This window comes from Curtobacterium sp. 9128 (assembly GCF_007673775.1).
In the GTDB taxonomy this organism is placed as follows: Bacteria; Actinomycetota; Actinomycetes; order Actinomycetales; family Microbacteriaceae; genus Curtobacterium.
Genome location: NZ_VEAF01000005.1, coordinates 402,270 through 427,051 on the forward strand (window position 1 = coordinate 402,270; position 24,782 = coordinate 427,051).

A 24,782-nucleotide genomic window follows, 5' to 3' on the forward strand; every position below is an offset into this window, starting at 1 on the left:
TCCGGCGGCTTTCACCGTGGGCGAGCCGGTCCGGACCCGGAGGGCGACGGCACGACTGCTTTTCAGAGTGGCCTGTCCGCTGCGGTGTTGGACCTGAGAGATTGACGGGGAGGATGCTCCTTCGGTGTCGCGTCACCGCCGGCTTCGGCGGTGCGGCGACGTCTCCCGCGGCGGGTGGTCGGCCTCGATGTTCTGTTGTCCGCGACGAGTGTAGCGAGATCGCGTTACGGGCATGTGAACCGTTCCGAGCCGGGTTCGACATCTCGTAGAGTGGGCGCGTGGCAGGACAGCGGCAGCGCCCCAGGGGGCACCTCGAGCAGGCGGTGCTCGATGCGCTCTGGTCCGCCGACGCGGGCCTGACGGCGCGCCAGGTCCTCGACGTGTTCCCCGAGCCGCGACCGGCACTGACGACCGTCCTCACCGTGCTCGACCGGCTCGGACGCAAGGGTGCGGTCGAACGGCAGCAGCACGCCGACGCGCCCCTCACCTTCCGTGCGACGAACAGCCGCGAGGAACAGACCGCCTCGCTGATGTCGACCGCCCTGGCCGCCGCCGCCGACCGCGAGGCAGCGCTCCTCCAGTTCACCGGGTCGCTCGCCGCCGACGACCTCGACGTCCTGCGCCGCGCACTCGAGGCGCGCGCCCGCTCCTGACCGTGACCGTGCCGGCGGGAGAGCAGCTGACCGTGTCGGCGGGAGAACAGCGGACCGCGCCCGCGGGAGCACAGCAGACCGCGCCCGCGGGAGCACAGCAGACCGCGCCCGCGGGAGAACAGGCGACCGCGCCGTGGTGATCGCCGGAGTCGTCCTCGTCGTCCTCGCCCTCGCGGTCGTCGTCGGCGCACCACGCGTGCTGACCCGATCGGCGTGGACGATCGACCGTCCGCGCACCGCCCTGGTGTGCTGGTCGGCGGCCGTCCTGCTCGGCGTGGTCGGCTTCGTCGTGGGCATCGCCCTGCTGGTCCTCGAGGACCGTTCGCTCACCGACCCCTTCGGCCTCGGCACGTCGCCCACGCACGGGCTGAACCTCGGGGTCGCCCTGCTCGCCGTGCTCGCCTTCGTCATCGCCGTCCGGGTCCGTCCCGGCTCCGACCAGCAGGCGGTCCGGCAGGCGCTCCGGTCCGGCGTCGCCCCGCACCGCGAGATCGACGGCACCCTCGTCGCGGTGGTGGAGGCGGAGCACGCGCTCGCCTGCGCCGTCCCGGGCCGCAGCGGGGGCGTCCTGGTCAGCTCCGGTCTCGCGGACCGGTTGCGGACGGACGAACTGGAGGCCGTGGTCGCCCACGAACGCGCGCACCTGCAGCAGCACCACACGGCGGCCGTCGCGGTCGCCGAGTCGATCGAGCGCGCGGTCCCGTGGATCCCCGGAGCGCGCGCCATGGCGCGCTCGACGCGCGTCCTCGTCGAGTTCGCGGCCGACGACGCGGCCGCGCGCCGGGTCGGACGCGACGCGGTGCGGCGTGCCGTGCTGGTGGCGGACGCGACGAGCGCGCTCGCGGTGATCCGGGCCTCCCGTCTGGGGTAGCCCGTTCCGGTCTGTCGGCGGCGAGGAATAAGGTGGCAAGCACCGTGAAGCCACTGACCGAAGCAGACATCCGTTCGTCGTTCGTCAACGCCACCCCGGACGAACTCGCGCAGCTCCCGATCCCGGGGCTGCACGAGATGCTCTGGGACGAGCGTGAGTTCCTCGGCTGGCGTGACCCGCAGGCCGCGCGCCGGGGCTACATCGTGTCCTGGATCGACGACGCCCCCGTGGGGATCGTCGTACGGTCAGCGGGTGGGTCGCTTCGTCCCGGGATCGCCGCGATGTGCTCGTTCTGCCACTCGCCGCAGCCGGCGACCCAGGTGCGCCTGTTCTCGGCCGCGCGTGCCGGTGAATCCGGCCGCAACGGCAACACGATCGGGTCGTACATCTGCGAGGACCTCGGCTGCTCGATGCTCATCCGGACCGCGCCCCCGCACCTGAACCCGCCGGCGACGATCGCCATGCGGGGCGAGGCCCTGCTGCAGCGCGTGCAGAACTTCACGGCCGACATCATGAAGACCGCGTGAGCCGGTTCCCGACGGCACGCTGGGTCGTGGTCGAGGAACAAGGCGACGGCCGGTGGCGGCTCACCCTGCGTGACGAGGCGGACGACGAGCTCGGCGCCTTCGGGATGGGCGTCGAGGGGCCGTGGGAGCCCGACGTGGAGCCGCACGTGACGTTCGTCCTGACGCAGCTCGGGCTCGCGCTGCGCGGATCGCGGCCGTGGCACGTCGACGAGCTCGGCGACCAGCGCGCGCCGGTGCTGCCGGTCGGGTAGCGCGGCCTGTCGGGTGACGTGACCGGTCCGGTGGTGCGGCCGGTCCGGCGCGCGCTCGCTCCCCGGTTCGGGTCGCGGGCAGTGCGACGGACGGCGTCTCTGGCCGTCCGTCGGTCAGTCCGCGGCGGCGATGAAGTTCCGCAGGATCTCGCGGTCGTCGTCCGTGCGCGAGGCCCAGTGCAGCTCGCTCCGGTGGTCGCTCGTCAACGGGAGCAGGGCGACCGTCTCCGGTGCGGCGAGCGTCGCGCTCGCGGGGGCGACGGTCACGCCGAGGCCCACACCGACCAGGTGCAGGACGGTGGCCCAGGTCGTCGCCTCCTGCACGACGGTCGGGCGCTTCCCGTCGTGCACGACGGGTGCGAGGTTCCGTTCGGTGGCGACGGCGCCGGCCTCGGCGGGGAAGAACACGAACGGGTCGTCGACGAGTTCCGTCCCGTCGATCTCCCCGCGGTCCGCGAACCGGTGGCCCCGCGGGACAGCAGCCACGAAACGCTCGCTCCGGAACCGCGACGTCCGTACCCCGTCGGTCGGGTCCGGGTCGCGCACGATCGCGAGGTCGAGCTCGCCCCGCACGATCCGGGCGAGCAGCCGCGAGGTGTACCCCTCGGTCAGCTCGACGCGCACGCGCGGGTACCGCTGACGGAACCGCTGGACGCGCTCGATCGGGCCGAGCGGCAACGCCGACACCACGAAGCCGACGTCGAGTCGACCGGCCTCGCCGCGACCGACCTGCACCGTCTCGTCGAGGTCCCGCTCGACCTGGGCCAGGAGCGACCGTGCGCGACCCCGGAGCACGAGCCCCGCCGGGGTGAGCGCGACGCTCCGCGACGTCCGCTCGAACAGGTCGACGCCGAGCGCGCGTTCGGTCCGTCGAATCTGCTGCGAGAGCGCGGGCTGTGCGACGTGGAGCGCCGCGGCGGCCCGCCCGAAGTGCAGCGCGTCGGCAACCGCGAGGAACGCGCGGAGCTGCCGGAGATCGACGTCGTGATCCATGCATCCAGCGTATCGATCAGCACGAACGAGTATTGGACTCTCCTGATCCGAGGACCGAACATGGATCCATGTCCGACACCGCCGCAGTCACCATCGCCGACCTCGCCACCCCCGCCGACGCGGAGGCGTTCCGGGTCCTCAACGAGGCGTGGATCACCCGGTTCTTCGCCCTCGAGGACGAGGACCGCAAGTACCTCGGCGACCCCGTCGGGCGCATCGTCGAACCCGGCGGCGTCGTACTCGTCGCCCGGTTGACCGACGGCACCGTCGTCGGCTGCGTCGGCCTCGCACCCGTGGCACCCGGGGTGTTCGAGCTCGTCAAGATGGCGGTCGCCACGGACCACCAGGGGCACGGCACCGGACGCCGGCTCATCGAGACCGCGATCGACCGTGCGCGATCGCTCGGGGCCCGCCGGGTCGTGCTCGAGAGCAACAGCGGTCTGGCGAGCGCCGTGCACCTGTACGAGACGACCGGCTTCCGACACCTCGGGCCCGACGAGGTCGAGCCCAGCCCGTACGCCCGCGCCGACGTCCACATGGCGCTCGACCTGGGCTGAGCCGCTACGCTCGCGGCATGGCGACGCACGAGGTCCAGGCCGTCCGTGACAAGGGCATGTGGCAGGTGTTCATCGACGGGTTCCTCGTGACCGAGGTCCCCCGCTGGGGATCCGTCGGGTTCGTCGCCCGCGAGTGGATCGCGATGACCGAGGAGATGCCCTCGAGCGAGGTCGACCTGTCCGTCCGTGTCGTCGGGCGGAACCAGTACCTCGACGACTGAGCGGCGCCGGCGCGACGCCGTCAGGCGGCGTGCTGCAAGCGGTCCGCGGTCAGGCGACGTGCTGTGTGCGGTCCACCGTCAGGCGGCGTGCTGCAAGCGGTCCGCGGTCAGACGACGTGCTGTCCGCCGTCCGCCGTCAGGCGACGTGCCACACCACGCCCTCCTGCGTGCTGGACGGGTACGCCGCCGCGATCCGCAGCACTGCCTCGCGCAGCGTGTCCGGTGAGCAGGCGAGGTTGATCCGCGCGAAGCCGCGCCCCTCGGACCCGAACGGCACGCCGGAGTTCAGCGCCACGAACGCGTGCTCCCGGAGCTGCACGGCGGGGTCGTCCCCGAGGCCGATCCCCCGGAAGTCCAGCCACGCAAGGTACCCGGCACGCGGCCGCGAGTAGACCACGCCGGGCAGGTGCTCGGCGAGGAGCTTCGCGAGCAGCCGGTCGTTCGCCACGATCCGGTCGATGACGTCGTCGAGCCACCCCACGGCGAGCGAGAACGCCGCCAGGTTCGCGTGCAGCCCGAGGATGCTCGTCCGACAGGCGACCTCCTCCCAGAGCGTGTCGAGGAGTGCGGCGGTCCGGTCGTCGCCGGCGACGATGACCGAGCACTTCACACCGGCGAGGTTCCAGCCCTTGCTCGCGCTCGTCACGCAGACGCTCCGTGCGCCGGCCTGGGACGCGATCGCGGCGAACGGGGTGAACTGCACGCCGGGGTGGGTCAGCGGCGCGTGGATCTCGTCGCTGATGACGAGCACGTCGTAGCGGGCGGCCAGGACCGCCAGCGCCTCGAGGTCGGCACGGTCGTGGACGAGCCCGATCGGGTTGTGTGGATTGCAGAGCAGGAACACGCGGACACCGTCGGCGAACGCCCGCTCGAGCCCGTCGAGGTCGAGCCGGTAGACGCCCCACTGCTCGGTGAGCGGCACCTCCGCCACCTGACATCGGGCTTCCTCGACCAGTTCGAAGAACGGCGGGTACACCGGCGGGGTGATCGCGACGCGTCCGCCGTCGGGCAGCGCCAGGCGCAGGGTCTCGACGATCCCGACGCTGACGTCGGTCGCCAGGTACACGCGGGCGGGGTCGACGTCCCACCCCCAGCGCTCCCGTGCGAAGTGCGCGAACGCCGGTGCCAGCGGGCCGGGGCCGTCCAGGTACCCCAGGTCGGACTGCTGCACCCGCTCGACCAGCGCCTGCCGGATCTCCGGCGCGACCGCGTGGTCCATCTCGGCGACGAACAGGGGCAGCACGTCGGGCGCGTACCGCGTCCACTTGATGCTCGTGCGGACCCCGCGGAGCGTGCCGATCGGGTCCTCCTCCTCGTACGCCATGCGTCCAGGATGCACCGGGACCGGGCGCGGTGCGAGTCCGCCCGTCATCTCGCGTCGCACGCGCCGGAACCGGAACCGGGCTCGGGCACTCGCGCCTAGTGTCGGCAGCATGACCACGAGCACCGCCGACAAGGCGACCACCCTCAAGGACCTGCACGAAGCCCCCGAGATCCTCCGCGTCGTCAACGTGTGGGACGCGATCAGTGCGAAGACCGTCGCCGCCCTGCCCGAGACCCGGGCGATCGCGACGGCGGGGCACTCGATCGCCGCGTCCTACGGCCACGAGGACGGCGGGATGTCCCTCGACCTGGCCCTGCAGGGCGCGCGGATCGTCGCCGAGGCCGTCGACCTGCCCGTCACCGCGGACCTCGACGACGGCTACGAGGACCCGGCCGAGACGATCCGACGCGCGATCGGCTTCGGCGTGGTCGGCGCGAACGTCGAGGACCGGCTCCGCCCGTTCGACGAGTCCGTCGCGCGCGTCGCTGCGATCATGCGCGCCGCCGAGGCCGAGGGCGTGCCCTTCCAGCTCAACGCCCGCACCGACGCCATCGCCCGGGGCGGTGACCGCCCCCTCGACGAGAGCATCGAGGACGCCATCGCCCGCGGGAAGGCCTTCCTCGACGTCGGAGCCCCGCTCGTCTTCGTCCCCGGGGCGATCCAGCGCGACGTGGTCGAGCGCCTCGTGGCCGGGCTCGGCCGCGGGAAGCTCAGCGTGATCGGTCTGCCGGGTGCGCTGCCTGCCGCCGAGTACGAGGCACTCGGGGTCGCGCGCATCTCCTACGGTCCGCTCACGCAGCGCGTCGCGCTCCGGGCGCTTCGCGACCTCGCGAGCGACCTGTACGGCGGCGGCGTCATCCCGGAGGACACGCCCGCCCTCAACTGAGCGCGCGGACGACGAGTGCACACGCGGGCGCGTGCGCACTCGTCGTCGAGACGTGCCGGAAGACGGACTGGAGGCCCGTGGCGGATCCGCCACGGGCCTCCAGTCCGTCGCGGCGAGCGCCCAACGGCGGGGAGTGGACGAACGATCGGAAGTACGGTACTGTTCTTCCTTGGTGCACTGCAGCGAACCCATCTGACTCGCGCACACCGAACCGTCTCGACACCGACTCACCCGAGTCGCATTCCCACGAGACCATCGTTCGCCCTCCTGGATCGACCACGTCGACCGGGCCAGGTCGAACAGCACGTCGAATGCCGGCGTGCGCGTGCCCACCACACGCGACCGATGCGACTCAGTCGTCCGTCGGACCGCCCCGTGGGCTCGCCAGAAGACGAGAAAGAACCACCATGACCAGCAACGAACGCATCATCATCACCGGGACCGCGACCGCGGCACCCGTCGTGTCCCCCGACCGCATCGCCGAGTTCCCTGTCCGGGACGACGGCACGCAGCGGGAGTACGTCGTCCGCGTCCGCGCGGACGAGCTCGACCTGTTCGTCACCCCCGGCACCCGTGTCGAGGTCGACGGCGAGGCCGGCTGGACCGTCCCCGGGCGCTCCTGGCTCGGCGAGTCGAGCCGCACCATCCTGCAGGCGGCGACCGTCCGCCGGTCGGAGCTCGCGCTCGCAGCCTGAGCCGAGCCTCCTGTCCGGGTCGTCGCACCCGGACCACCACATGCGGAACGCCGCCGGATCTCCGGCGGCGTTCCGTCGTTCACGGGAGGGGCGTCAGGGCCGCGTCAGGATGCTGTCACGCGCCCCTCGGCACAGTCAGCACGTCGTCGTGAGCGCTTCGGCACCGTCAGGACGTCGTCGTGGGCGCGTCGGCGCCGGCGAACGGCGTCCGACCGTCGGCGTTGAGCGGAGCGACAGGACCGGCCAGCCGCGCCGAGTCGCGGAGTCGCCGGATGAAGTCCGGGTCCTCGTACTCGAGTTCGTCGTCGGGGGCAGCCGTCAGCACGAGTTCGCTCGCGGGGCCGACCAGGAGGACGGCCGTCTCGATCGATCCGTCCTCGGCCACCGCGGGGACATGGACGGCGTCGGTCCGGCCGTTCGCGCCGAGGACCGCCGCGTAGTCCGCGAGCGCCTCTGCGATCAGGTCGCCCGTCATGATGATGCTGCCGTCGTAGTTGATGTACTTCACGCGCCCCACCTCCTCACTGCACGCTAGGCACCGGCGGTTCCGCGTCCGCCGTGGGGATGCGTTCGGTGGATGACGGAGCCGGACCGCGCGCCTGTGGAGGAACGCGCGGTTCCGGTCTCAGGAGGCGATGCGTCCCCGCGCAGGATCGCTGGCGCTGATCTCGGCCCAGACCTCGTCGAGGGACAGTCCGAGCACGTCGGCGATCGCCGCGATCGTGGGGAACGCCGGCGTCGCGACCCGGCCGGTCTCGATCTTCCGCAGCGTCTCCGGGGAGAGGCCGGCGTCGAGGGCGGTCCGGAGCATGGACCGGTCGCCTCGGGCACGGCGGAGCAGTGCGCCGAGCCGCTGTCCACGTTCGACGTCGGCAGGGGTGAGCGGGAGGCGGACCATGCCACCAATACTAATACCGGTACAGTCATCGGCATGATCGAGATCCTCACCCCGACCGAACTCCCCCGGGCACGGGCAGCGGGCGCCCTCGTCGGACGGATCCTGCACACCCTGCAGGGCCGCACGACGGTGGGGACGAACCTGCTCGACATCGACCGGTGGGCCGAGGCGATGATCCGCGACGCCGGGGCGGTGTCGAGCTACGTCGACTACGCGCCGTCGTTCGGCCGAGGACCGTTCGGCCACTGGATCTGCACGGCCGTGAACGACGCCGTGCTGCACGGGCTCCCCCACGACCAGGTCCTGCAGGACGGCGACCTGCTGACGCTCGACCTCGCGCTGTCGCTCGACGGGGTCGTCGCGGACTCCGCGGTGAGCTTCGTCGTCGGAACGTCGGCCGACCCCGACGACCTCGCGATGATCGACGCGACCGAACGCGCACTCGCGGCCGGCATCGCGGCCGCCCGGCCCGGAGCGCGGATCGGCGACCTCTCCCACGCGATCGGCACGGTCCTGCACGAGGCCGGCTACCCGATCAACATGGAGTTCGGCGGCCACGGCGTCGGGTCGACCATGCACCAGGACCCCCACGTGTCGAACGACGGCCGCCCGGGTCGGGGCTACCCGCTGCGGCCGGGCCTCCTGCTCGCGCTCGAGCCGTGGGTGATGGCCGACACCGACGTCCTCGTGACCGACCCCGACGGGTGGACACTGCGCAGCGCCACCGGCGCGCGGACGGCCCACAGCGAGCACACCATCGCGATCACCGAGGACGGTGCCGAGGTGCTCACACTGCGGGGGTGATGCTCAGTACCGGCCCTTGACGACGAAGTACGACCCGCGGATCTCCCCAGCGAGCTTCGACCGCTGCCGAGCGAACTTGAACGACGACAGCTCCTCGGGGACGTCCATGCCCATCGAGAGCTTGAAGCCGACGGCCCGCTTGCCGCCGTCCTCGATCGCGTACATCAGGTTGATCGCCAGGCCTGATTCGGAGAAGACGTACGACATCCGGAGCCCGTCGACCTCGAAGCCGCTGACCTCGAGCGGGGGCGACGCGATCACGATGCCCCGCTCGTCGTGCAGCACCTTCGTGACGAGGTCGAGCACCTCGGGAGCCTCGTCGGGCGTGCTCGTCACGAAGACGTGGTCGTACTTGTTCTTGTAGTACCGGGCCTCGTTCGCGCGGAGGCCGGCGAGCGTCTCGGCCACCGGGGAGGACTCGAGCCCGGTCGTGGAGACGTCGACGAAGTCGACTGTGTGGGTCATGGGGTCACGGTACTGCGGTCAGTTGAACCGGTAGGAGATCTGCGGATCGTAGAGCGGGTACCCCAGGTCGGCCATCGTGCTGATCACGACGTTCCACTCGGACTCCCCCATGCCGTAGCAGGTGACCGTCACGCACTGCGCGCGGTACCCGACGTCGATCCCCATCGTGTCCTCGAACCCGAGCATGGTCTGCTCGGGCACGTCGGCGCGGCGTACCTCGACGGCCCAGTCCGGGAACGCGGCGACGAGGGCCGCCTCGGCGGCGTCGGGGTCGATCGGCTCGAGACCGTCCACGTCGTCGCCCTGCATCAGGCGCTCGTAGACGTCGGCGGAGTCGAGGCTCGCCTCGGTCCGCCAGAACACGAACTGCTGGCTCATCGGGCCCCCTGTCGGTGCGTCAGTTGTTGAAGCGGAACTCCACCACGTCGCCGTCCTGCATGACGTAGTCCTTGCCCTCGATCCGGGCCTTGCCGTGCGCACGGGCCTCGGCGATCGAGCCAGCCGCCATCAGGTCCTCGAACGAGATGACCTCGGCCTTGATGAAGCCCTTCTCGAAGTCGGTGTGGATCACGCCGGCCGCCTGGGGAGCCTTCCACCCCTTGCCGATCGTCCACGCGCGCGCTTCCTTCGGCCCGGCCGTCAGGTAGGTCTGCAGCCCGAGGGTGTCGAACCCGATGCGCGCGAGCTGGTCGAGGCCGGATTCGGTCTGCCCCGTCGACTCGAGGAGCTCGGCGGCGTCCTCGGGGTCGAGGTCGATGAGCTCGGACTCGATCTTGGCGTCGAGGAAGACGGCCTGGGCGGGGGCGACGAGCGCGGCGAGCTCGGCCTTGCGTGCGTCGTCGATGAGGATCGCCTCGTCGACGTTGAAGACGAAGATGAACGGCTTGGCGCTGAGGAGCCCGAGCTCGGCGATCGGCGACAGGTCGATCGAGGTCGCGGAGAGGAGCGTGCCCTGCTCGAGCGCGGCGCGCGCTTCCTGCGCGGTGGCGAGCACGATCGGCTCGGCCTGCTTGAGCTTGAGCATCTTCTCGTACCGCGGGAGCGCCTTGTCGATGGTCTCGATGTCGGCGAGGATCAGCTCGGTGTTGATGACCTCGAGGTCGTCGGACGGCGAGACCTTGTTCGCCACGTGCACGACGTCGTCGTCGGCGAACCCGCGGACGACCTGCGCGATGGCGTCGGCTTCACGGATGTTCGCGAGGAACTTGTTCCCGAGCCCCTCCCCCTCGCTGGCGCCCTTGACGATGCCGGCGATGTCGACGAACGACACCGGCGCGGGCACGGTCTTCTCCGAGTGGAAGAGCTCGGCGAGCTGGTCGAGCCGCGAGTCCGGCAGGTTGACCACGCCCACGTTCGGCTCGATCGTCGCGAACGGGTAGTTCGCGGCCAGGACCTGGTTCTTGGTCAGCGCGTTGAACAGCGTCGACTTGCCGACGTTGGGGAGACCGACGATTCCGATGGTGAGAGCCACGGGAGTAGAGCCTAACGGTGGAGCGCCCCGACGGCCGCCGCGACCGTCTCGAGGACCTCGGCCTGCACCCGCAGGGAACCACGCCAGTCGCCGGCCACCTGCAGTCCGTGGTCGGCCCCGGCAACGGTCTGGAGGCTCGCAGCGGTCCCCGAGACCAGGTCCGGCCGCCACATGGTGTCCTCCGAGCCTCCCGTCGCCACGTCCGTGGCCGGAGCCGCCGCCAACGCGGCGGCGACGTCGGCGTCGGTGAGCACCGGTGTCAGCCAGACCCCGCGCACCCCGTTGCGGACCGCCCATGGCAGGGCGGCGCACCCGAACGACTTCGCGACGACCAGGTCCGGCAACCGGTGCTCGAGCGCGGCGGTGACCGCTGCCTCCACGAACGGCACCGGGGCCCGCCCGGCCGTGTCGTCGACGACCCACGTCGGCGCGACCACCTCGCACCCAGCGTCGAGCGCGATGCGTCGTGACCACCACAGCAGCGGTGCCTGCTGCCCGTACCCGGCGCCCTGCAGGAGCAGCACGAGCGGTCGCCGGTCGGTTCCGTTCCCCATGGCTCGACGCTAGCCGCAACGCCGGGGTGGGTTCCGACGATGTCGGCACTCCGTGCGACGATCGATGCCGTGCCGTTGAACTTCACCGCGATCGACTTCGAGACCGCGAACAGCTCGCCTGCCAGTGCGTGCTCCGTCGGCCTGGTCAAGGTCCGGGCCGGCAGGGTCGTCGAGCGAGCGTCGTGGTTCATCCGTCCGCCGCTCGGACACGACGCCTTCCTCGAGTGGAACACGCGCATCCACGGCATCGTCGCCGAGGACGTCGTGCACGCGAAGTCGTGGGAGCAGCAGTACCCCGACATCGTGGCGTTCGCCGACGGGGACGTCCTGGTGGCGCACAACGCGCGGTTCGACATGGGCGTGATCGCCGGCGGGTGCTCCGCAACGGGCATCGAGCTCTCCGAGCACCACTCGATGTGCTCCCTGCAGGTCGCGCGCCGGACCTACACGCTCGACTCCTACCGGCTCCCGGTCGCCGCGATGGCCGCCGGGTTCGAGGGCTTCCAGCACCACGACGCCGCCGCCGACGCGGAGGCCTGCGCGGCGATCGTCGTGCACGCCGCCGGTCGGCACGACGCCGACACGGTGGAGGCCCTCGGTGCCGCCACCCGCGTGACGATCACCCCGGTGCAGGTGCGGGCGGAGAAGCCGAAGGCGGCGAACCAGCCGCGGCTGTCGAACCGCCCGATGATCTTCGCGGACTGACCGTGGCTGACTGAGCGCGTCGGCAGAGCGCTCGGGTCGGTCCGGCCGAGCGGTGGTGCCGCTCCGACCCGGCCGTCGTGCTGCTCCGACTCGGCCGGTGGTGCGGCTCCAGCCCGGTGGTATTGTCACGACAAACCCGGCCCGGAGTCGGGCCCGCCCGCTCCGGAGGACCGCGATGACCAACGAAGGCCGGTTGCCGTCCGACCTGTTCCTCGACCTCGACCGGTCGGGTCCGATGCCCCTCTACTTCCAGGTCGCCTCGCGCATCGAGGAGTCCATCCGCTCCGGCGCCATGCCTCCGGGCGCGCGCCTCGAGAACGAGATCGCCCTCGGCGAGCGCCTCGGGCTGTCGCGTCCGACGATCCGTCGAGCGATCCAGGACCTCGTCGACAAGGGGCTGCTCGTCCGTCGCCGCGGCATCGGCACCCAGGTGGTGCACGGCCCGGTCACCCGCAAGGTCGAGCTGACGAGCCTGTACGACGACCTCGCGCAGGGGTCGCAGGCGCCGGCGACGAAGCTGCTCGACCGGAGCGACGTCCCCGCGCCGGACGCCGTCGCGGAGGCCCTCGGTGTCGAACCCGGCGCAACGGTCGTGCACATCCGCCGCGTCCGCTTCGCCGAGGAGGTCCCGATGGCCGTCCTCGAGAACTTCCTGCCACCGGAGTTCCTCGCGATCACCGACGACGAACTCCGGGAGCACGGGCTCTACCAGCTGCTCCGGGGCCGCGGCGTCACGATGCGGGTGGCGAAGCAACGCATCGGCGCTCGGGCCGCCTCGGACGAAGAGGCCGGTCTGCTCGAGATCGAGGACGGCGACCCGGTCCTGACGATGAGCCGCACCGCATACGACGCCTCCGGTCGCGCGGTCGAGTACGGCGTGCACTGCTACCGCCCGGACCGGTACTCGTTCGAGGTCACGCTCGTCGACAAGTAGGCCGCGCTCCCCGGTGTCGCCCGGGCGTACGTCAGGGCGCCGTCGACCGGTGCCACGTCGTGCCAGGCGCCGCCGGCGATCGACGCTTCTGCGGCCTCCACGATCGACGCCGCTGCGAGCCCGTCGGCGACCGACGGGGCGAGCTGTTCGCCGCGGAGGACGCTCGCGATGAACTGCGCCGCCTCGATGGTCTTGAGGTCGTCGAACCCCATCGCGGTGCCGGCGCCGGGCTGGAAGCGCGCGAACTCACCGTCGCCGCTGCCGACGTGGTGCGTCACGTAGCCGTCGACCTCCTGCCCGTCGAGGACGACCTGCAGTTCACCCAGCCGCTGGAAGTCCCAGCGGAGGGACCCCGCCGTCCCGTAGACCTCGATGGTGTACTCGGCGTGCGGGCCGCGCATCACACGGCTCGAGTCCATCGTGCCGACGGCGCCGTCCTCGAAGCGCAGCAGGAGCGCCGCGTAGTCCTCGTTCTCGACGGGCGCGAGGGCGCCGGTGGCCGCGGCTGACCGGTCGACGATGCCCGCGCCGGGGAGTGGACGCTCGGTCACGGTCGTCTGGGCGAGGGCGCTGACGCTCGCGATGCGGCCGACGAGGTACTGCGCCAGGTCGAGCCCGTGCGAGAGCAGGTCCCCGAGGACCCCGGATCCGGCGCGGTCGCGTTCGAACCGCCAGGTCCGGGGCGCGTCGGGGTCGGACGAGTAGTCGGCGAGGAACGCTCCGCGGACGGTCGTGATGCGCCCGAGGCGCCCGCTCCTGATGAGCTCCCGCGCCCGCTGGATCGCAGGGGCGTGCCGGTAGTTGAAGCCGACGCTCGTGACGATGCCGGCGCGGCGGACGGCGTCGTGGATCGCTCGGGAGTCGCCGGCGTACCGGCCCATCGGCTTCTCGATCCAGAACGGCTTGCCGGCTGCTGCCGCGGCCACGGCGATCTCACGGTGCAGGAAGTTCGGCGAGCAGATCGACACGACCTCGACGTCGGGGTCGTCGAGGACCGCCTGGGCGTCGGCGACGGCGCGCTCGTAGCCGAGGCGCTCGGTCGCCTGGTCCCGCGCGGCGTCGACCGGGTCGGCGGCCACCACGAGCCGCGGTCGCACGCCGAGCTCCGGGAAGTGGTCCGGCAGGGCGCGGTACGCCCGCGAGTGCAGCCGGCCCATCCAGCCGACCGAGACCAGGCCGACGCCGATCGTGTCCGTGGCACTCACCGGCCGAGCCCCGCCGTGATGACGTCCAGCTGCATCTGCGCGACCGCGTCGGCGTGCTCGTCGTCGCCGAAGACGCTCGACACGGCGACCGTGTCCTCGCGCTGCGTGAAGCCGACACGGTCGAGCGCCGCCCAGAACGTGTCGAAGTCGACGTCGCCCTGCCCCACCGGCAGGTGCTGGTGCACGCGCACGGCGTTGCCCGGCGGGTTCGTGACGTACCGGAGTCCGTGCGACCGGCGGTGGTCGTACGTGTCGGCGACGTGGACGAGCTGGAGCATGTCCCCGGCGGCGTCGATCACCGTGTCCATGTCCTCGCCGTGGTGGAAGGTGTGGGCGGTCACGAACACGAACCCGACGTGTTTCGAGTTGAGCCCGCGGATCACCCGGAGGGCCTCGAGACCGTCCTCGACGAAGTCGTCGGGGTGTGGGTCGATGAGCACGCGGAGGTCGGCGTCCTCGATGATCGGCAGCAGTTCCTCCATCGCCCAGTAGAACTGTGCCTCGGACTCCTCCGCACGTTCCGGGCGGCCGGAGAACTCGGTGTTGATCGTGTCGACGCCCAGCCGCTTCGTGATCTCGATGACCCGCTTCCACTGCTTGACGGCGGTCTCGCGGGTCTCGCGGTCGGGCCCGGACCAGCGGAGCACCGGCAGGACCGAGGCGATCTGCACCCCGGCATCAGAGCAGGCGGCGGCGAAGGCGTCGACGAGGTCGTCGTCGGCCCTGGGGTGACGGAAGAACGGGATGACGTCCCGGTACGGTGTCAGCTGCAGGTACTCGTACCCGAGGTCGGCGACCTTCCTGGGGAACTCCAACAGAGACAGGTCGTGGTGGAAGGGCGTTGGGTCGAGTGCGATCCTCGGCATCGGTCACGCCCCCCGTGGAGCCGTCGCGTAGAACGCGGGCTTCGCCGTGGCGTACGTCACGGACTCCAGCGCGCCGGACTGCTGCGCGCGCACCGCGACCTCGGCGACGACCGACGCGGTGTAGCCGTCCCACGCACTCGGCCCGTCGATGCCGCCGTGTCTGGCCGCGTCGACCCACCGCTGCACCTCTTCGTCGTACGCGGCGCCGAACCGCTCGATGAAGGACGGTGTGACGCCCTGGCCGGCGACCCCGCGTGCGACCAGCGTGAGGGAGGTCTCCCGCCCGATGTAGGCGACGCCGGACTCGAACACCGCGTCGGTGGTGACCTGGTACCCGAACTGCGCGTTCACACTGATCTCGACGATCGCCATGGTGCCGGACTCGGTGGTGAAGAGCACGAACTGCGGTTCGGGCAGGTCCGCCGGTGCGAGGGAGTTCCGGCGCGGCTTCTTCACCTCGACGCTCGTGATCGCTTCGCCCGTGATGAACGGGATGATGTCGATCTCGTGGATGACCGAGTCGTGGATGAGCATCGACTCGCTGAAGTTCGGCGGGGTCGTCGGGTTGCGGTGCGCGTGGTGCAGCGCCAGCAGTGCCCCGTTCTCGCCGGATTCCCGGAGCGCCCGGAGCTCCTGGTAGCCCTTGTCGAACCGGCGCATGAACCCGACCTGGATCCTCGGCCGGTCGGACGTCGCCTGCTCGAGTTCGACGATGCGGAGCGAGTCCGCGGCGGAGGTGGTGAGTGGCTTCTCGCAGAGCACCGCGAGCCCGCGTTCGAGCGCCGGCACCAGCACCGGCTCGTGCAGGAATCCCGGGGTCGCGACGACGACCGCGTCGACGGCGGTGGCGTCGAGCGCCGCCTCGAAGGACGCGGCCGTGATCGCACCCGGCGCGTGCGCGGTCGCGGCGGTGGCGCGTGCGGTGTCGGGGTCGACGATCGCGACGACGTCGGCGCCGGCGATGGTGGACGTGATGCGGCGGACGTGGTCGCTGCCCATCGCCCCGGCGCCGACGACGGCGACGCGGAGGTTGTCGGACGGGGTCATGGGGTTCTCCTCGCGAAGGTGGTGGGTCAGGACGCGCGGGCTGCGGTGGTCGAGTCGAGGATGTGCCGAAAGGTGCGCTCCGCGATCGGACCGGGAGCGTCGACCGAGCAGCCGTACATGTCCTGCTCGACGATCCCGAAGACGTCCGGGTTGATCGCCGCGACGGCCTCGATGACCGGAGCGAGTTCCGGTGTGCCGTGGGGCGGCTCGGTCATGATGCCCTGTGCGACGGCGGTGCCGAACGGCACGTCGTTCTTCAGGACGTCGAACAGCAGGTCGGTGTCCACCTGCTTCAGGTGGAGGTAGCCGATGCGCTCCGGGTGGTCCGCGATGAGCCGCAGGCTGTCCCCGCCGTAGTAGGCGAAGTGCCCGGTGTCGAGGCACAGGTTCGTGTACGCCGGGTCGGTGACCTCGAGGAACCGGACGGTCTCCCGGTGGGTGCCGACGTGGCTGTCGGCGTGGGTGTGGAACTGCTGGTGGACGCCGAACTCCTCGAGCAGCGCCTTGCCGAGTCGGTCGTGGCCGGCGCCGAGGCGCTCCCACTGCTCCGTCGTCAGCGTGCGCGGTTCGAGGACCTCGGCCGTGGCGTCCGACCGCCACAGGTCCGGGATCGTGACGAGGTGCTCGGCGCCGAGTGCAGCGGCGAGTCCGGCGACCGCGACGGCCTGGTCCCACGCCCGCTGGAACTGGTCGTCCCCCTTGTGGAATCCGGTGAACACGGTGCCGGCGGAGAGTCGGAGGCCGCGGGACTCGAGTTCGTCGCGCAGCTGCGACGGATCCGTCGGCAGGTACCCGTAGGGCCCGAGCTCGATCCAGCGGTACCCGGCGGCCTGGGCTTCGTCGAGGAAGCGCTGCCAGGGCACCTGCTGCGGGTCGTCCGGGAACCAGACGCCCCACGAGTCGGGTGCGGTGCCGATGCGGATGCCGTCGGTGGCGGTCGTCGCGGGGACGCCGGGCGGGGTGGCGGTGTCGGTCATGACGTCGTCGTCTCTCTGCGGTGGTGGTGGAGGAGGGGCTCAGCCGAGCAGCGGTCGCTGTGCGGCGACCTGCTGCTCGTACTCCGCACGCGCGGCCTGCGTGCTCGGCAGGGTCGAGGTCGCGGCGACCGGGACGTCCCACCAGCCGTCGCCGTCCGGGGCGTAGACCAGCGGATCGGCCGTGACGTGGACCAGGGTCGTGTGGTCGTTCGCCTTCGCCCGTCGGACCGCCTGCCGGAGGTCGTGGATCGCGTCCGGCCCGGGCTCGACCTCGATCACGTCCACACCGTAGGACCGCGCGTTCGCCGCGAGGTCGACGGGGAGCACGTCGTCGTTGTCGAACGACCCCGATCCGTCCCGGTAGCGGTACCGCGTGCCGTAGCGCTCGGACCCGACGGTCTCGGACAGGTGCCCGATCGACGCGAAGCCGTTGTTCTGGACGAGCACGACGACGATCTTGATGCCCTCGGCCACGGCGGTCACGAGTTCGGTGTGCAGCATCAGGTACGACCCGTCGCCGACCATCACGATGACGTCCCGATCGGGTGCGCCCCGTCGGACCCCGAGGCCGCCCGCGATCTCGTAGCCCATGCACGAGAAGGCGTACTCGACGTGGTACCCGAGGGCGTCGCGCACCCGCCAGAGCTTGTGCAGGTCACCTGGCAGGGACCCGGCCGCCTGCACCACGACGTCCCGGGGGTCGGTCGCCGACTGGACCGCGCCGATGATCTCGGGCTGTCCCGGCACCGCCCGGCCAGTCGGCGCGAAGGCGGCGTCGACCTGCGCGTCCCACGACCGCTTGCGGTCCGCGATCTCGGTGGCGTACGTGTCCGGCACCGAGAACGTCGCGAGCGCCTCCGTCAGCGCGACCAGTGCCTCCCGTGCGTCCGCGATCACCGGCAGCTGCGAGCCGTGCTTGTGGGCGTCGAACGCGGCGACGTTCACGTTGACGAACGTGACGTCCGGGTCCTGGAAGGCCGTGCGCGACGCGGTCGTGAAGTCGCTGTACCGCGTCCCGATGCCGATGACGACGTCGGCCTGCGCGGCGATCGCGTTCGCGGCGGCGGTGCCGGTCGCGCCGATGCCGCCGAGGTACTGCGGGTGGTCCCACACCAGAGCTCCACCACCGGCCTGGGACGTGCCGACCGGGATCCCGGTCGCCTCGGCGAAGGCCCGCAGCTCCGCCTCCGCCCCGGCGTAGAGCACGCCGCCGCCGGCAACGACCAGGGGACGTTCGGCGGCACGGATCGCGGCGACCGCGCGGGCGAGGGGGCCGTGCTCCGGCACCGGACGGCGGAGGTGCCACTCCCGCGGCTGCAGGAAGGCGAGGGGGACGTCGAGCTGCTCCGCCTGCACGTCCTCGGGCAGCGCGATCGTGACCGCGCCGGTCTCGGCCGGGTCGGTCAGGACCCGCATCGCGGCGAGCGCGATCGAGAACAGCTGCTCGGGACGCTCCACACGGTCGAAGTAGCGCGAGAGCGGCCGGAAGGCGTCGGTGACCTGGATCGAGGTGTCGTGCGGCAACTCGATCTGCTGCAGGACGGGGTCGGTCGTGCGCGTCGCGAAGGTGTCCGACGGCAGCAGCAGGGCCGGCAGCCGATTCGTCGTCGCCAGTGCGGCGGCGGTCAGCATGTTCGCGGCACCAGGACCGACCGAGGCCGTCGCGGCGAACGTGGCGCGGCGCCGGTGCATGCGGGCGAACCCGACGGCCTCGTGCACCATCGCCTGCTCGTTGCGCGCCTGGTGGTACGGCAACAGCCCGGGCTGGTCGACGTGCAGCTGCTTGATCGCCTGGCCGACACCGGCGACGTTGCCGTGCCCGAAGATGCCGAAGATCCCCGGGATCGTCCGTTCCCGGAGGTCACCGTCGACGGTCCACTGGTTCGCCAGGAACTCCACGAGCGCCTGGCCGACGGTCATCCGCCGGGTCTGCCCGTGCGTGCTCGTTCGGCTCATCGGGCCGGGTCCTCTCCGTAGGGCAGCCGTGGGTCGAGCTGCTCGCCCGCCCACAGGCCGCGGACCCAGCCGTGTGCCGGGTCGTCGGTGATGTTCCAGACGCGCTCCGGGTCTGGCCCGGCCATCACGTTGAGGTAGTACATGTCGTAGCCGGGCGGTGCGACCGCCGGACCGTGCCAGCCGTACGGCACGAGAGCGACGTCGCCGGTGCGGACCTGGCGGAACTCGTCGATCGGACGCTCGTCGGAGGCGCTGGTGCGGTGCAGCGCGAACGGTTCGGCACCGTTGGGGGCGTCGGCACCGCGGGCGGGAGCGACCTCGTAGTAGTAGATCTCCTCGAGGTTCGACTCCTCGCCGTCGCGGTGGGTGTCGTGCTTGTGCGGCGGGTACGACGACCAGTTGCCGGCGGGCGTGATCACCTCGCACACGATGAACGCCGCCGCGTCGAGTGTCTGCGGTGTGCCGAAGTTGTGCACCTGCCGGCTCGACTGGCCGGCACCGCGGAGCTCCACAGGGACGTCCTGTCGGCTGATGTGGACGGTGGGCTTGACGACCGGAGTCGGCGCTTCCGCCACCGCGACCCGCCCGGCCCCGGTGATCGTCGCCGCCGTCCCGGAGCCGAGGTAGAGCACGTCCGTGGGGCCGGCGAAGACGTCCGTCCGGCCCTGCAGCTCGTACTGGGTCTCGTCGGTGGTGACGGTGCAGCCACCGGCGAGCGGCACGACCAGGCGCTCCACCGCGGCGGCCGGCAGGCGCAGGGCAGCACCGTCCGTCAGTGTCCCGGTCCGGAGTCCGGTGTACGCCCAGCCGTCGATGCGGTCGTCGACCACGTCCGTCCAGCCGTCCTCCGGTCGGCTCCCGGCGCGGATGAACCAGGTGTCGTCGTTCATGTCGGCGTCAGCTGTTCGCCGGGAAGCCGAGGTCGATGCCGCCGTGGGAGGAGCCACCGCGCTCGGCGGGATCCAGCCAGCGGGCGGTGACGGCCTTCTGCCGGGTGAAGAAGCTGACGCCGTCCGCGCCGTAGGCCTTGTGGTCGCCGAACAGGGAGTTCTTCCACCCGCCGAAGGAGTAGTACGCCACCGGCACCGGGATCGGCACGTTGATCCCGATCATCCCGACCTGCACGTCCCGCTGGAACCGACGCGCAGCACCACCGTCGTTGGTGAACACCGCCGTCCCGTTCCCGAACGCGCCGCTGTTGATCAGCGCCACGCCCTCGTCGTACGACGCCACCCGCACCACGCTCAACACCGGACCGAAGATCTCCTCCGTGTACACCCGACTCGTCGTCGGCACCCGGTCCAGCAGCGTCGGCCCCAACCAGAACCCGTGCTCGTCCCCGTCCGGCTGCACCGCGCGGCCGTCCACGACCACCGTCGCACCGTCCGCGACCGCGACGTCGATGTACGACGCCACCCGATCGCGGTGCTGCTCGGTCACCAGCGGGCCCATGTCGCAGCCGCGTCGACCGTCCCCGACCCGCAGCGTCGCCGCGCGGTCCGCGATCTTCCGGATCAGCTCCTCAGCGACCGGCTCGACGGCAACGACGACCGAGATCGCCATGCACCGCTCCCCCGCCGACCCGAACCCCGCGTTCACCGCGTTGTCCGCCACGAGGTCGAGGTCGGCGTCCGGCAGGACCAGCATGTGGTTCTTCGCACCGCCCAGCGCCTGCACGCGCTTGCCGTGCTTCGTGCCCGTCTCGTACACGTACTGCGCGATCGGCGTCGACCCCACGAAGGAGATCGACTCCACGTCGGGGCTGGTGAGGAGCCCGTCGACGCTGCGCTTGTCGCCGTTCAGCACGTTGCAGACACCGTCGGGCAGGCCGGCCTCCTGGAACTTCTCCGCCAGCCACATCGCCGCCGACGGGTCCTTCTCGCTCGGCTTCAGCACCACCGTGTTGCCCGCCGCGATCGCGATCGGCAGGAACCACAGCGGCACCATCGCCGGGAAGTTGAACGGACTGATGATGCCGACCACCCCCAACGGCTGTCGGATCGAGTACACGTCGATCCCCGTCGACACCTGGTCGCTGAACTCGCCCTTCAGCAGCGACGGGATGTTCGTCGCGAGCTCGACGACCTCCTGCCCCCGCGCGATCTCCCCCAACGCGTCGTCGAGGACCTTGCCGTGCTCACTCGTGATGATCTCCGCCAGCTCCGCCTTGTCCCGGTTCAACACCTCACGGAACGCGAACAGGATCTGCTGCCGCTTCGCCAACGACAGGGTGCTCCACGCCGGGAACGCAGCCTTCGCAGCCCCGATCGCCGCATCGATCTCCCCCTGGTCCGCCAACGCCACCCGCTTCGTCGCCACACCCAACGCCGGATCGAACACCGGCGCGGTGCTCCCCGACGTCGACTCCACACGCCTGCCGTCGATCCAGTGACCGACCGTCGGCATCGTCGCCTGGTCGTGCTCGGTGGTGCTCATGCGGTGCTTCCTTCCGTGACGGACGTCCCCATGGTGGCGCGGGGAAGGGGCGATGCGACGGCATCGCGAGTGGATGTGGAGAACTCGGGCCGAGCCTGGTGTCTGTGGACGAGACCGGCGGCCACGTCGACGGCCGCGGCCACGTCGCCGTCCGGCGGGTAGAGCAACGTGCGTCCGACCACGAGTCCGCGCACGCCCGGCAGTGCCAGCGCGTCCGACCACCTGGCGTAGGTCTCCGCCGGACGCGAGGACGGGTCGCCGCCGAGCAGCAGGGTCGGCAGGGTCGTCGCGGCCATCACCCGCTCCATGTCGTCGACGACCGGGATCTTCAGCCAGCTGTAGGCGCTGGAGGCGCCGAGTCCGGCGGCGATCGCCATCGACGAGATCACCGCGTCCGGGGTGAGGTCGTTCACGACGCTGCCGTCGCGCCAGGACGACATGAACGGCTCGAGCATGATCGGCAGGTGCAGCGCCGCCGCCTCGGTGACGGCCTGCGCGGTCGCCTCGAGGGTGCGGGCGGTGCCGGCGTCCTCGAGCGCGACGCGCACCAGGAGCTTCCCGAAGTCGAGCCCGGCGTCCCGGATGGCTCGCGCGGAGTAGGCCGTGTACCGGTCGTCCATCTCGAACGTCGCGCCACGCAACCCGCCGCGGTTCATGGACCCGACGACGACCTTGTCGTCGAGCGCGCCGAGCAGGGCCAGGTCCTCCAGGACGTCCGGGGTCCCGAGCACACCGTCGACCCCCGGCCGCCCGAGCGCCGTGACGAGGCGTTCGAGCAGGTCGTACCGGTCGGCCATCGCCGTCGCGTCGTCCCGCACAGCGAGGGCGCCGCGGGCCGGGTGGTCCGCCGCCACGATGAAGAGCCGGCCGTCGTCGCCGAGCAGCGGCCGTCGTACGCGGTCCGCAAGCGTGCTCGCGATGCGCTCCGGCGACCCGGCACGCACGTCGCGCAGCCGCTGGAAGTCCGCGCTGCTGATCTCAGGCATCCACGGCCTCCTCGGTCGGGTGTTCCTGGAGGAACGTCTCGACCTCGTCCGTGGTCGGCATCGCCGTGGAGCACTCGAAGCGCGTCGCGACGATGGCGCCGGCGGCGTTCGCGACGGCGAGGAGCCGTCCCAGGTCCCAGCCCTGCAGCAGGCCGTGGATCAGCGCGCCGCCGAAGCCGTCCCCCGACCCGAGCCCGTTCACCACGTCCACACGGTGCGGGCGCAGCTCGACGGTCTCGTCCCGCGTCTTGGCGAGCACGCCCCGCGGCCCCTGCTTCACGATCGCGAGCTCGACGCCGCGCTCGAGCAGCGCATCGGCTGCCCGCACAGGGTCGGACTCGCCGACCGCGACCTGACATTCCTCACGGTTGCCGACAGCGACGGTCGCGTGCTCGAGTGCCGCGGCGACCTCCCGCGTGGCGTCCTGCGGTGACACCCAGAAGACCGCCCGGTAGTCCAGGTCGAGCACGGTGTGGCCGGGACGTGCGCCGGCAGCGGCAGTGCGCGCCGCGAGGGCGACGTGGTGGGCGCTCCGGCTCGGTTCCTCGCTGAGCCCCGTGACGGTGGTCCAGAAGATCCGCGCCCGCTCGATCTCGCGCATCGGCAGGGACTCCGTGGTGATCATCATGTCCGGCGCCGTCGGCTCCCGGTAGAAGTAGAGCGGGAAGTCGTCGGGCGGGAAGATCTCGCAGAACGCGACCGGCGTGTTCAGGCCGGCGACGATGTCGACGAACGCGTTCGCGACACCGAACTCCGGCAGGGTGCGGGCGATGTAGCGGCCGAAGGGGTCGTTCCCGGTCCGGGTGACGACGGCGGCGTCCGCGCCGTGGCGTGCCGCGGCGATCGCGACGTTCGTCGGGCTCCCGCCGATCGACTTCGAGAAGGTCGTGACGTCCTCGAGCGGCCCGGTCTGCTGGGGGTAGACGTCGACGCTGACACGGCCCATGGTGATGACGTCGTAGGTGTGCGGTGCTTCGTTCGGCATGCGACGCGAGGACCTTCCGTGCGGCTTCGTCGGCGGACGAGCACGACTGTACACGGGGCTTGGCAGAATGTCATGACATGGACATGAACACTCGACCGGATTCCGTGCCACGGGTGATCGGGACGCCCGGCCTGGAGGCTCGCCCCGCCGCCGACAGGTCGGTGTCGGTGGGTCCTGGGATGGTCTGGCCATGGACTTCACCGCCCTGCTCATCGGTCTGCTGATCGGCGCCCTCGCGGGCGCCGCGATCGCCTGGTCCGTCGCGCGTGCGCGGTCCGGCGCGGCCGACGCCACCGCCGACGCGCTCCGGGCTCGGCTCGACGAGGTCCGCCAGGACGCCGAGGAGCGGCTCGACGCCCAGGACGCCCAGTACCGGCGGCAGGTCGACTCGCTCGAGCGCCGGGCGGCCGAACTCGAGCACCTCCTGCAGCGCATGCACGGTGCGGAGTCCGCGCGGGCGCAGGACGAGTCGAAGGTGCTCACCGCGTTGAGTCCGGTCGCTGAGACCCTCGACGTGATGCGGACGAAGATCGCCGAACTGGAGCGGTCGCGGAGCGAGCAGTACGGTGCGATCGCGACGCAGCTGCGGTCCGCTGCCGAGTCCGAGGAGCGGCTCCGTGCCACCGCGGAGACGCTCGCGAGTGCCCTCTCGGCGAACAGCACGCGCGGCGTCTGGGGCGAGACACAGCTGCGCAACGTGGTCGAGGCCGCCGGGCTCCTGGAGCGCGTCGACTTCGACGTGCAGACCTCGGTCGCCACCGCGAACGGCACGGCACGGCCGGACATGATCGTGCACCTGCCCGGTGGCAAGGACATCGCCGTCGACGCGAAGGTGCCGTTCAGCGCGTACCTGCAGGCGGTGGAGATCCCGGCGTCCGCCACCGGTGCCGACGGAGCCCGTCGTGCTGCGCTGATGACCCAGCATGTCAAGGCCCTCCGTGCGCACGTGGACGCCCTCGCCGCTCGGGAGTACTGGTCCGGGTACGACGCCTCGCCGGAGCTCACGGTGGCGTTCATCCCGTCGGAGTCCCTGATCGCGAGTGCCCTCGCCGCGGACCCGGGGCTGCTCGACCACGCGTTCCGCAAGCGGGTCGCCCTCGCGTCGCCGGTGACGCTCTGGTCCGTGCTGAAGACGGTGGCGTTCTCGTGGCAGCAGGACGTCGTCACGCAGGAGGCCCGCGAGCTCTTCACCGTCTCCCGCGAGCTGCACGGACGCCTCGCGACCATGGCCGCGCACGTCGACAAGCTCGGTCGGTCGATCCGTGGGTCCGTCGTCGACTACAACCGGTTCGTGGGGTCGCTCGAGCGGCAGGTGCTGCCGAGTGCCCGGCGACTGTCGCTGCTCGACGAGTCGAAGGTCATCGCCGATCCCGCGACGGTCGAGGACGAGCCGCGGCTGCTCACTGCGCCCGAGCTCGTCGGGGTCCCCGAGCGGGACTGACGCGCCGCGCAGCAGCGGCGGCGCCGCGCAGCAGCGGCGGCGCCGCGCAGCAGCGGCGGCGCCGCGCAGCAGCG

29 protein-coding genes and 1 riboswitch are annotated in these 24,782 nt (G+C 71.6%); of the genes, 12 read left to right on the plus strand and 17 right to left on the minus strand.

Features of this window, described 5'->3' with window-relative positions:
- Nucleotides 1–72: 72 nt before the first annotated feature.
- Nucleotides 73–178, minus strand: a riboswitch (glycine riboswitch).
- A gap of 100 nt (nt 179–278) precedes the next feature.
- The 4 genes from FS641_RS13280 to FS641_RS13295 all read left to right on the plus strand — a co-directional run bounded on the left by FS641_RS13280 (nt 279) and on the right by FS641_RS13295 (nt 2,302).
- Nucleotides 279–653 carry a BlaI/MecI/CopY family transcriptional regulator gene (locus FS641_RS13280; RefSeq protein ID WP_144764522.1) on the plus strand — a complete coding sequence of 125 codons (375 nt, stop codon included), beginning with the start codon at nt 279–281 and terminating at the stop codon, nt 651–653.
- 133 nt (nt 654–786) lie between these two features.
- Nucleotides 787–1,524: a M56 family metallopeptidase gene (locus FS641_RS13285; RefSeq protein WP_144764524.1), complete on the plus strand. Its 738-nt coding sequence runs from the start codon at nt 787–789 to the stop codon at nt 1,522–1,524.
- A 44-nt stretch (nt 1,525–1,568) separates the two neighbouring features.
- Nucleotides 1,569–2,051, plus strand: coding sequence for an FBP domain-containing protein (locus FS641_RS13290; RefSeq protein WP_186317754.1), 483 nt, complete (start codon nt 1,569–1,571; stop codon nt 2,049–2,051).
- The gene (locus FS641_RS13295) at nt 2,048–2,302 is read left to right on the plus strand and encodes a hypothetical protein (protein WP_144764528.1); all 255 of its coding nucleotides are present in this window, start codon (nt 2,048–2,050) and stop codon (nt 2,300–2,302) included. Before FS641_RS13290 ends, FS641_RS13295 begins: the two co-directional genes overlap by 4 nt.
- 114 nt (nt 2,303–2,416) lie before the next feature.
- Here FS641_RS13295 and FS641_RS13300 read toward each other — a convergent pair whose 3' ends face one another.
- Nucleotides 2,417–3,295, minus strand: a complete 879-nt coding sequence (locus tag FS641_RS13300; protein WP_144764530.1) for a LysR substrate-binding domain-containing protein — start codon at nt 3,293–3,295, stop codon at nt 2,417–2,419.
- Nucleotides 3,296–3,363: 68 nt separating this feature from the next.
- Between FS641_RS13300 and FS641_RS13305 the strand changes: the two genes are divergently transcribed.
- Complete coding sequence (locus tag FS641_RS13305; RefSeq protein ID WP_144764532.1) at nt 3,364–3,852, plus strand: GNAT family N-acetyltransferase; 489 nt, start codon at nt 3,364–3,366, stop codon at nt 3,850–3,852.
- A gap of 17 nt (nt 3,853–3,869) precedes the next feature.
- Nucleotides 3,870–4,073 (plus strand): hypothetical protein, encoded by a 204-nt coding sequence (locus tag FS641_RS13310; protein ID WP_144764534.1) that lies wholly within the window; start codon nt 3,870–3,872, stop codon nt 4,071–4,073.
- A gap of 136 nt (nt 4,074–4,209) precedes the next feature.
- Here FS641_RS13310 and FS641_RS13315 read toward each other — a convergent pair whose 3' ends face one another.
- Entirely contained in the window at nt 4,210–5,397 is a 1,188-nt protein-coding gene (locus tag FS641_RS13315; RefSeq protein ID WP_222122094.1) for a MalY/PatB family protein, read from the minus strand.
- Nucleotides 5,398–5,506: 109 nt separating this feature from the next.
- Between FS641_RS13315 and FS641_RS13320 the strand changes: the two genes are divergently transcribed.
- A complete protein-coding gene (locus tag FS641_RS13320; protein ID WP_144764538.1) occupies nt 5,507–6,283 on the plus strand; it encodes an isocitrate lyase/phosphoenolpyruvate mutase family protein in 777 nt (258 codons plus the stop codon).
- 407 nt (nt 6,284–6,690) lie between these two features.
- Nucleotides 6,691–6,978 carry a hypothetical protein gene (locus tag FS641_RS13325; RefSeq protein WP_144764540.1) on the plus strand — a complete coding sequence of 96 codons (288 nt, stop codon included), beginning with the start codon at nt 6,691–6,693 and terminating at the stop codon, nt 6,976–6,978.
- 166 nt (nt 6,979–7,144) lie between these two features.
- On the opposite strand, the gene FS641_RS13330 is transcribed toward FS641_RS13325, so the two are convergent.
- Both FS641_RS13330 and FS641_RS13335 read right to left on the minus strand, forming a co-directional pair.
- On the minus strand, nt 7,145–7,486 hold the full coding sequence (locus FS641_RS13330; RefSeq protein WP_144764542.1) for a hypothetical protein: 342 nt from the start codon (nt 7,484–7,486) through the stop codon (nt 7,145–7,147).
- A 117-nt stretch (nt 7,487–7,603) separates the two neighbouring features.
- Complete coding sequence (locus FS641_RS13335) at nt 7,604–7,876, minus strand: helix-turn-helix domain-containing protein (protein WP_144764544.1); 273 nt, start codon at nt 7,874–7,876, stop codon at nt 7,604–7,606.
- 33 nt (nt 7,877–7,909) lie between these two features.
- Between FS641_RS13335 and map the strand changes: the two genes are divergently transcribed.
- On the plus strand, nt 7,910–8,680 hold the full coding sequence (gene map, locus FS641_RS13340; RefSeq protein WP_144764546.1) for a type I methionyl aminopeptidase: 771 nt from the start codon (nt 7,910–7,912) through the stop codon (nt 8,678–8,680).
- 3 nt (nt 8,681–8,683) lie between these two features.
- On the opposite strand, the gene FS641_RS13345 is transcribed toward map, so the two are convergent.
- From FS641_RS13345 to FS641_RS13360, 4 genes are read right to left on the minus strand one after another with little or no spacing between them, the layout of a single operon-like run.
- Complete coding sequence (locus tag FS641_RS13345; RefSeq protein ID WP_144764548.1) at nt 8,684–9,145, minus strand: phage tail protein; 462 nt, start codon at nt 9,143–9,145, stop codon at nt 8,684–8,686.
- A gap of 18 nt (nt 9,146–9,163) precedes the next feature.
- On the minus strand, nt 9,164–9,523 hold the full coding sequence (locus FS641_RS13350) for a hypothetical protein (RefSeq protein ID WP_144764550.1): 360 nt from the start codon (nt 9,521–9,523) through the stop codon (nt 9,164–9,166).
- Between the two features lie 19 nt (nt 9,524–9,542).
- Nucleotides 9,543–10,616, minus strand: coding sequence for a redox-regulated ATPase YchF (gene ychF, locus FS641_RS13355; RefSeq protein ID WP_144764552.1), 1,074 nt, complete (start codon nt 10,614–10,616; stop codon nt 9,543–9,545).
- 11 nt (nt 10,617–10,627) lie between these two features.
- Complete coding sequence (locus FS641_RS13360; RefSeq protein ID WP_144764554.1) at nt 10,628–11,170, minus strand: hypothetical protein; 543 nt, start codon at nt 11,168–11,170, stop codon at nt 10,628–10,630.
- Nucleotides 11,171–11,209: 39 nt separating this feature from the next.
- Here FS641_RS13360 and FS641_RS13365 point away from each other — a divergent pair, with 39 nt between their 5' ends.
- Together FS641_RS13365 and FS641_RS13370 are read left to right on the plus strand one after the other, a co-directional pair.
- Complete coding sequence (locus FS641_RS13365; RefSeq protein ID WP_260855822.1) at nt 11,210–11,875, plus strand: exonuclease domain-containing protein; 666 nt, start codon at nt 11,210–11,212, stop codon at nt 11,873–11,875.
- A gap of 175 nt (nt 11,876–12,050) precedes the next feature.
- The gene (locus FS641_RS13370) at nt 12,051–12,809 is read left to right on the plus strand and encodes a GntR family transcriptional regulator (RefSeq protein ID WP_144764557.1); all 759 of its coding nucleotides are present in this window, start codon (nt 12,051–12,053) and stop codon (nt 12,807–12,809) included.
- On the opposite strand, the gene FS641_RS13375 is transcribed toward FS641_RS13370, so the two are convergent.
- Genes FS641_RS13375 through iolC form a run of 9 tightly spaced genes read right to left on the minus strand, consistent with a single transcriptional unit; the run spans nt 12,761 to nt 23,267 of the window.
- Complete coding sequence (locus tag FS641_RS13375; RefSeq protein ID WP_144764559.1) at nt 12,761–14,014, minus strand: Gfo/Idh/MocA family protein; 1,254 nt, start codon at nt 14,012–14,014, stop codon at nt 12,761–12,763. The two genes, FS641_RS13370 and FS641_RS13375, sit on opposite strands and share 49 nt — an antisense overlap.
- Nucleotides 14,011–14,880 (minus strand): sugar phosphate isomerase/epimerase, encoded by an 870-nt coding sequence (locus FS641_RS13380; RefSeq protein WP_144764561.1) that lies wholly within the window; start codon nt 14,878–14,880, stop codon nt 14,011–14,013. Before FS641_RS13380 ends, FS641_RS13375 begins: the two co-directional genes overlap by 4 nt.
- A 3-nt stretch (nt 14,881–14,883) precedes the next feature.
- Nucleotides 14,884–15,927, minus strand: coding sequence for a Gfo/Idh/MocA family protein (locus FS641_RS13385; RefSeq protein ID WP_144764564.1), 1,044 nt, complete (start codon nt 15,925–15,927; stop codon nt 14,884–14,886).
- Between the two features lie 26 nt (nt 15,928–15,953).
- Complete coding sequence (locus FS641_RS13390) at nt 15,954–16,904, minus strand: sugar phosphate isomerase/epimerase (protein WP_144764566.1); 951 nt, start codon at nt 16,902–16,904, stop codon at nt 15,954–15,956.
- Between the two features lie 39 nt (nt 16,905–16,943).
- A complete protein-coding gene (gene iolD, locus FS641_RS13395; RefSeq protein WP_144764568.1) occupies nt 16,944–18,860 on the minus strand; it encodes a 3D-(3,5/4)-trihydroxycyclohexane-1,2-dione acylhydrolase (decyclizing) in 1,917 nt (638 codons plus the stop codon).
- Nucleotides 18,857–19,750, minus strand: coding sequence for a 5-deoxy-glucuronate isomerase (gene iolB, locus FS641_RS13400; RefSeq protein WP_144764570.1), 894 nt, complete (start codon nt 19,748–19,750; stop codon nt 18,857–18,859). Before iolB ends, iolD begins: the two co-directional genes overlap by 4 nt.
- Before the next feature lie 7 nt (nt 19,751–19,757).
- Nucleotides 19,758–21,296: a CoA-acylating methylmalonate-semialdehyde dehydrogenase gene (locus FS641_RS13405; RefSeq protein ID WP_144764571.1), complete on the minus strand. Its 1,539-nt coding sequence runs from the start codon at nt 21,294–21,296 to the stop codon at nt 19,758–19,760.
- The gene (locus FS641_RS13410) at nt 21,293–22,282 is read right to left on the minus strand and encodes a class I fructose-bisphosphate aldolase (protein ID WP_260855823.1); all 990 of its coding nucleotides are present in this window, start codon (nt 22,280–22,282) and stop codon (nt 21,293–21,295) included. The genes FS641_RS13405 and FS641_RS13410 overlap by 4 nt, the downstream gene beginning before the upstream one ends.
- Entirely contained in the window at nt 22,275–23,267 is a 993-nt protein-coding gene (iolC, locus tag FS641_RS13415) for a 5-dehydro-2-deoxygluconokinase (protein ID WP_144764574.1), read from the minus strand. Before iolC ends, FS641_RS13410 begins: the two co-directional genes overlap by 8 nt.
- A 190-nt stretch (nt 23,268–23,457) precedes the next feature.
- Here iolC and rmuC point away from each other — a divergent pair, with 190 nt between their 5' ends.
- Nucleotides 23,458–24,708 (plus strand): DNA recombination protein RmuC, encoded by a 1,251-nt coding sequence (gene rmuC / locus FS641_RS13420; RefSeq protein ID WP_144764576.1) that lies wholly within the window; start codon nt 23,458–23,460, stop codon nt 24,706–24,708.
- Nucleotides 24,709–24,782 lie beyond the last annotated feature (74 nt).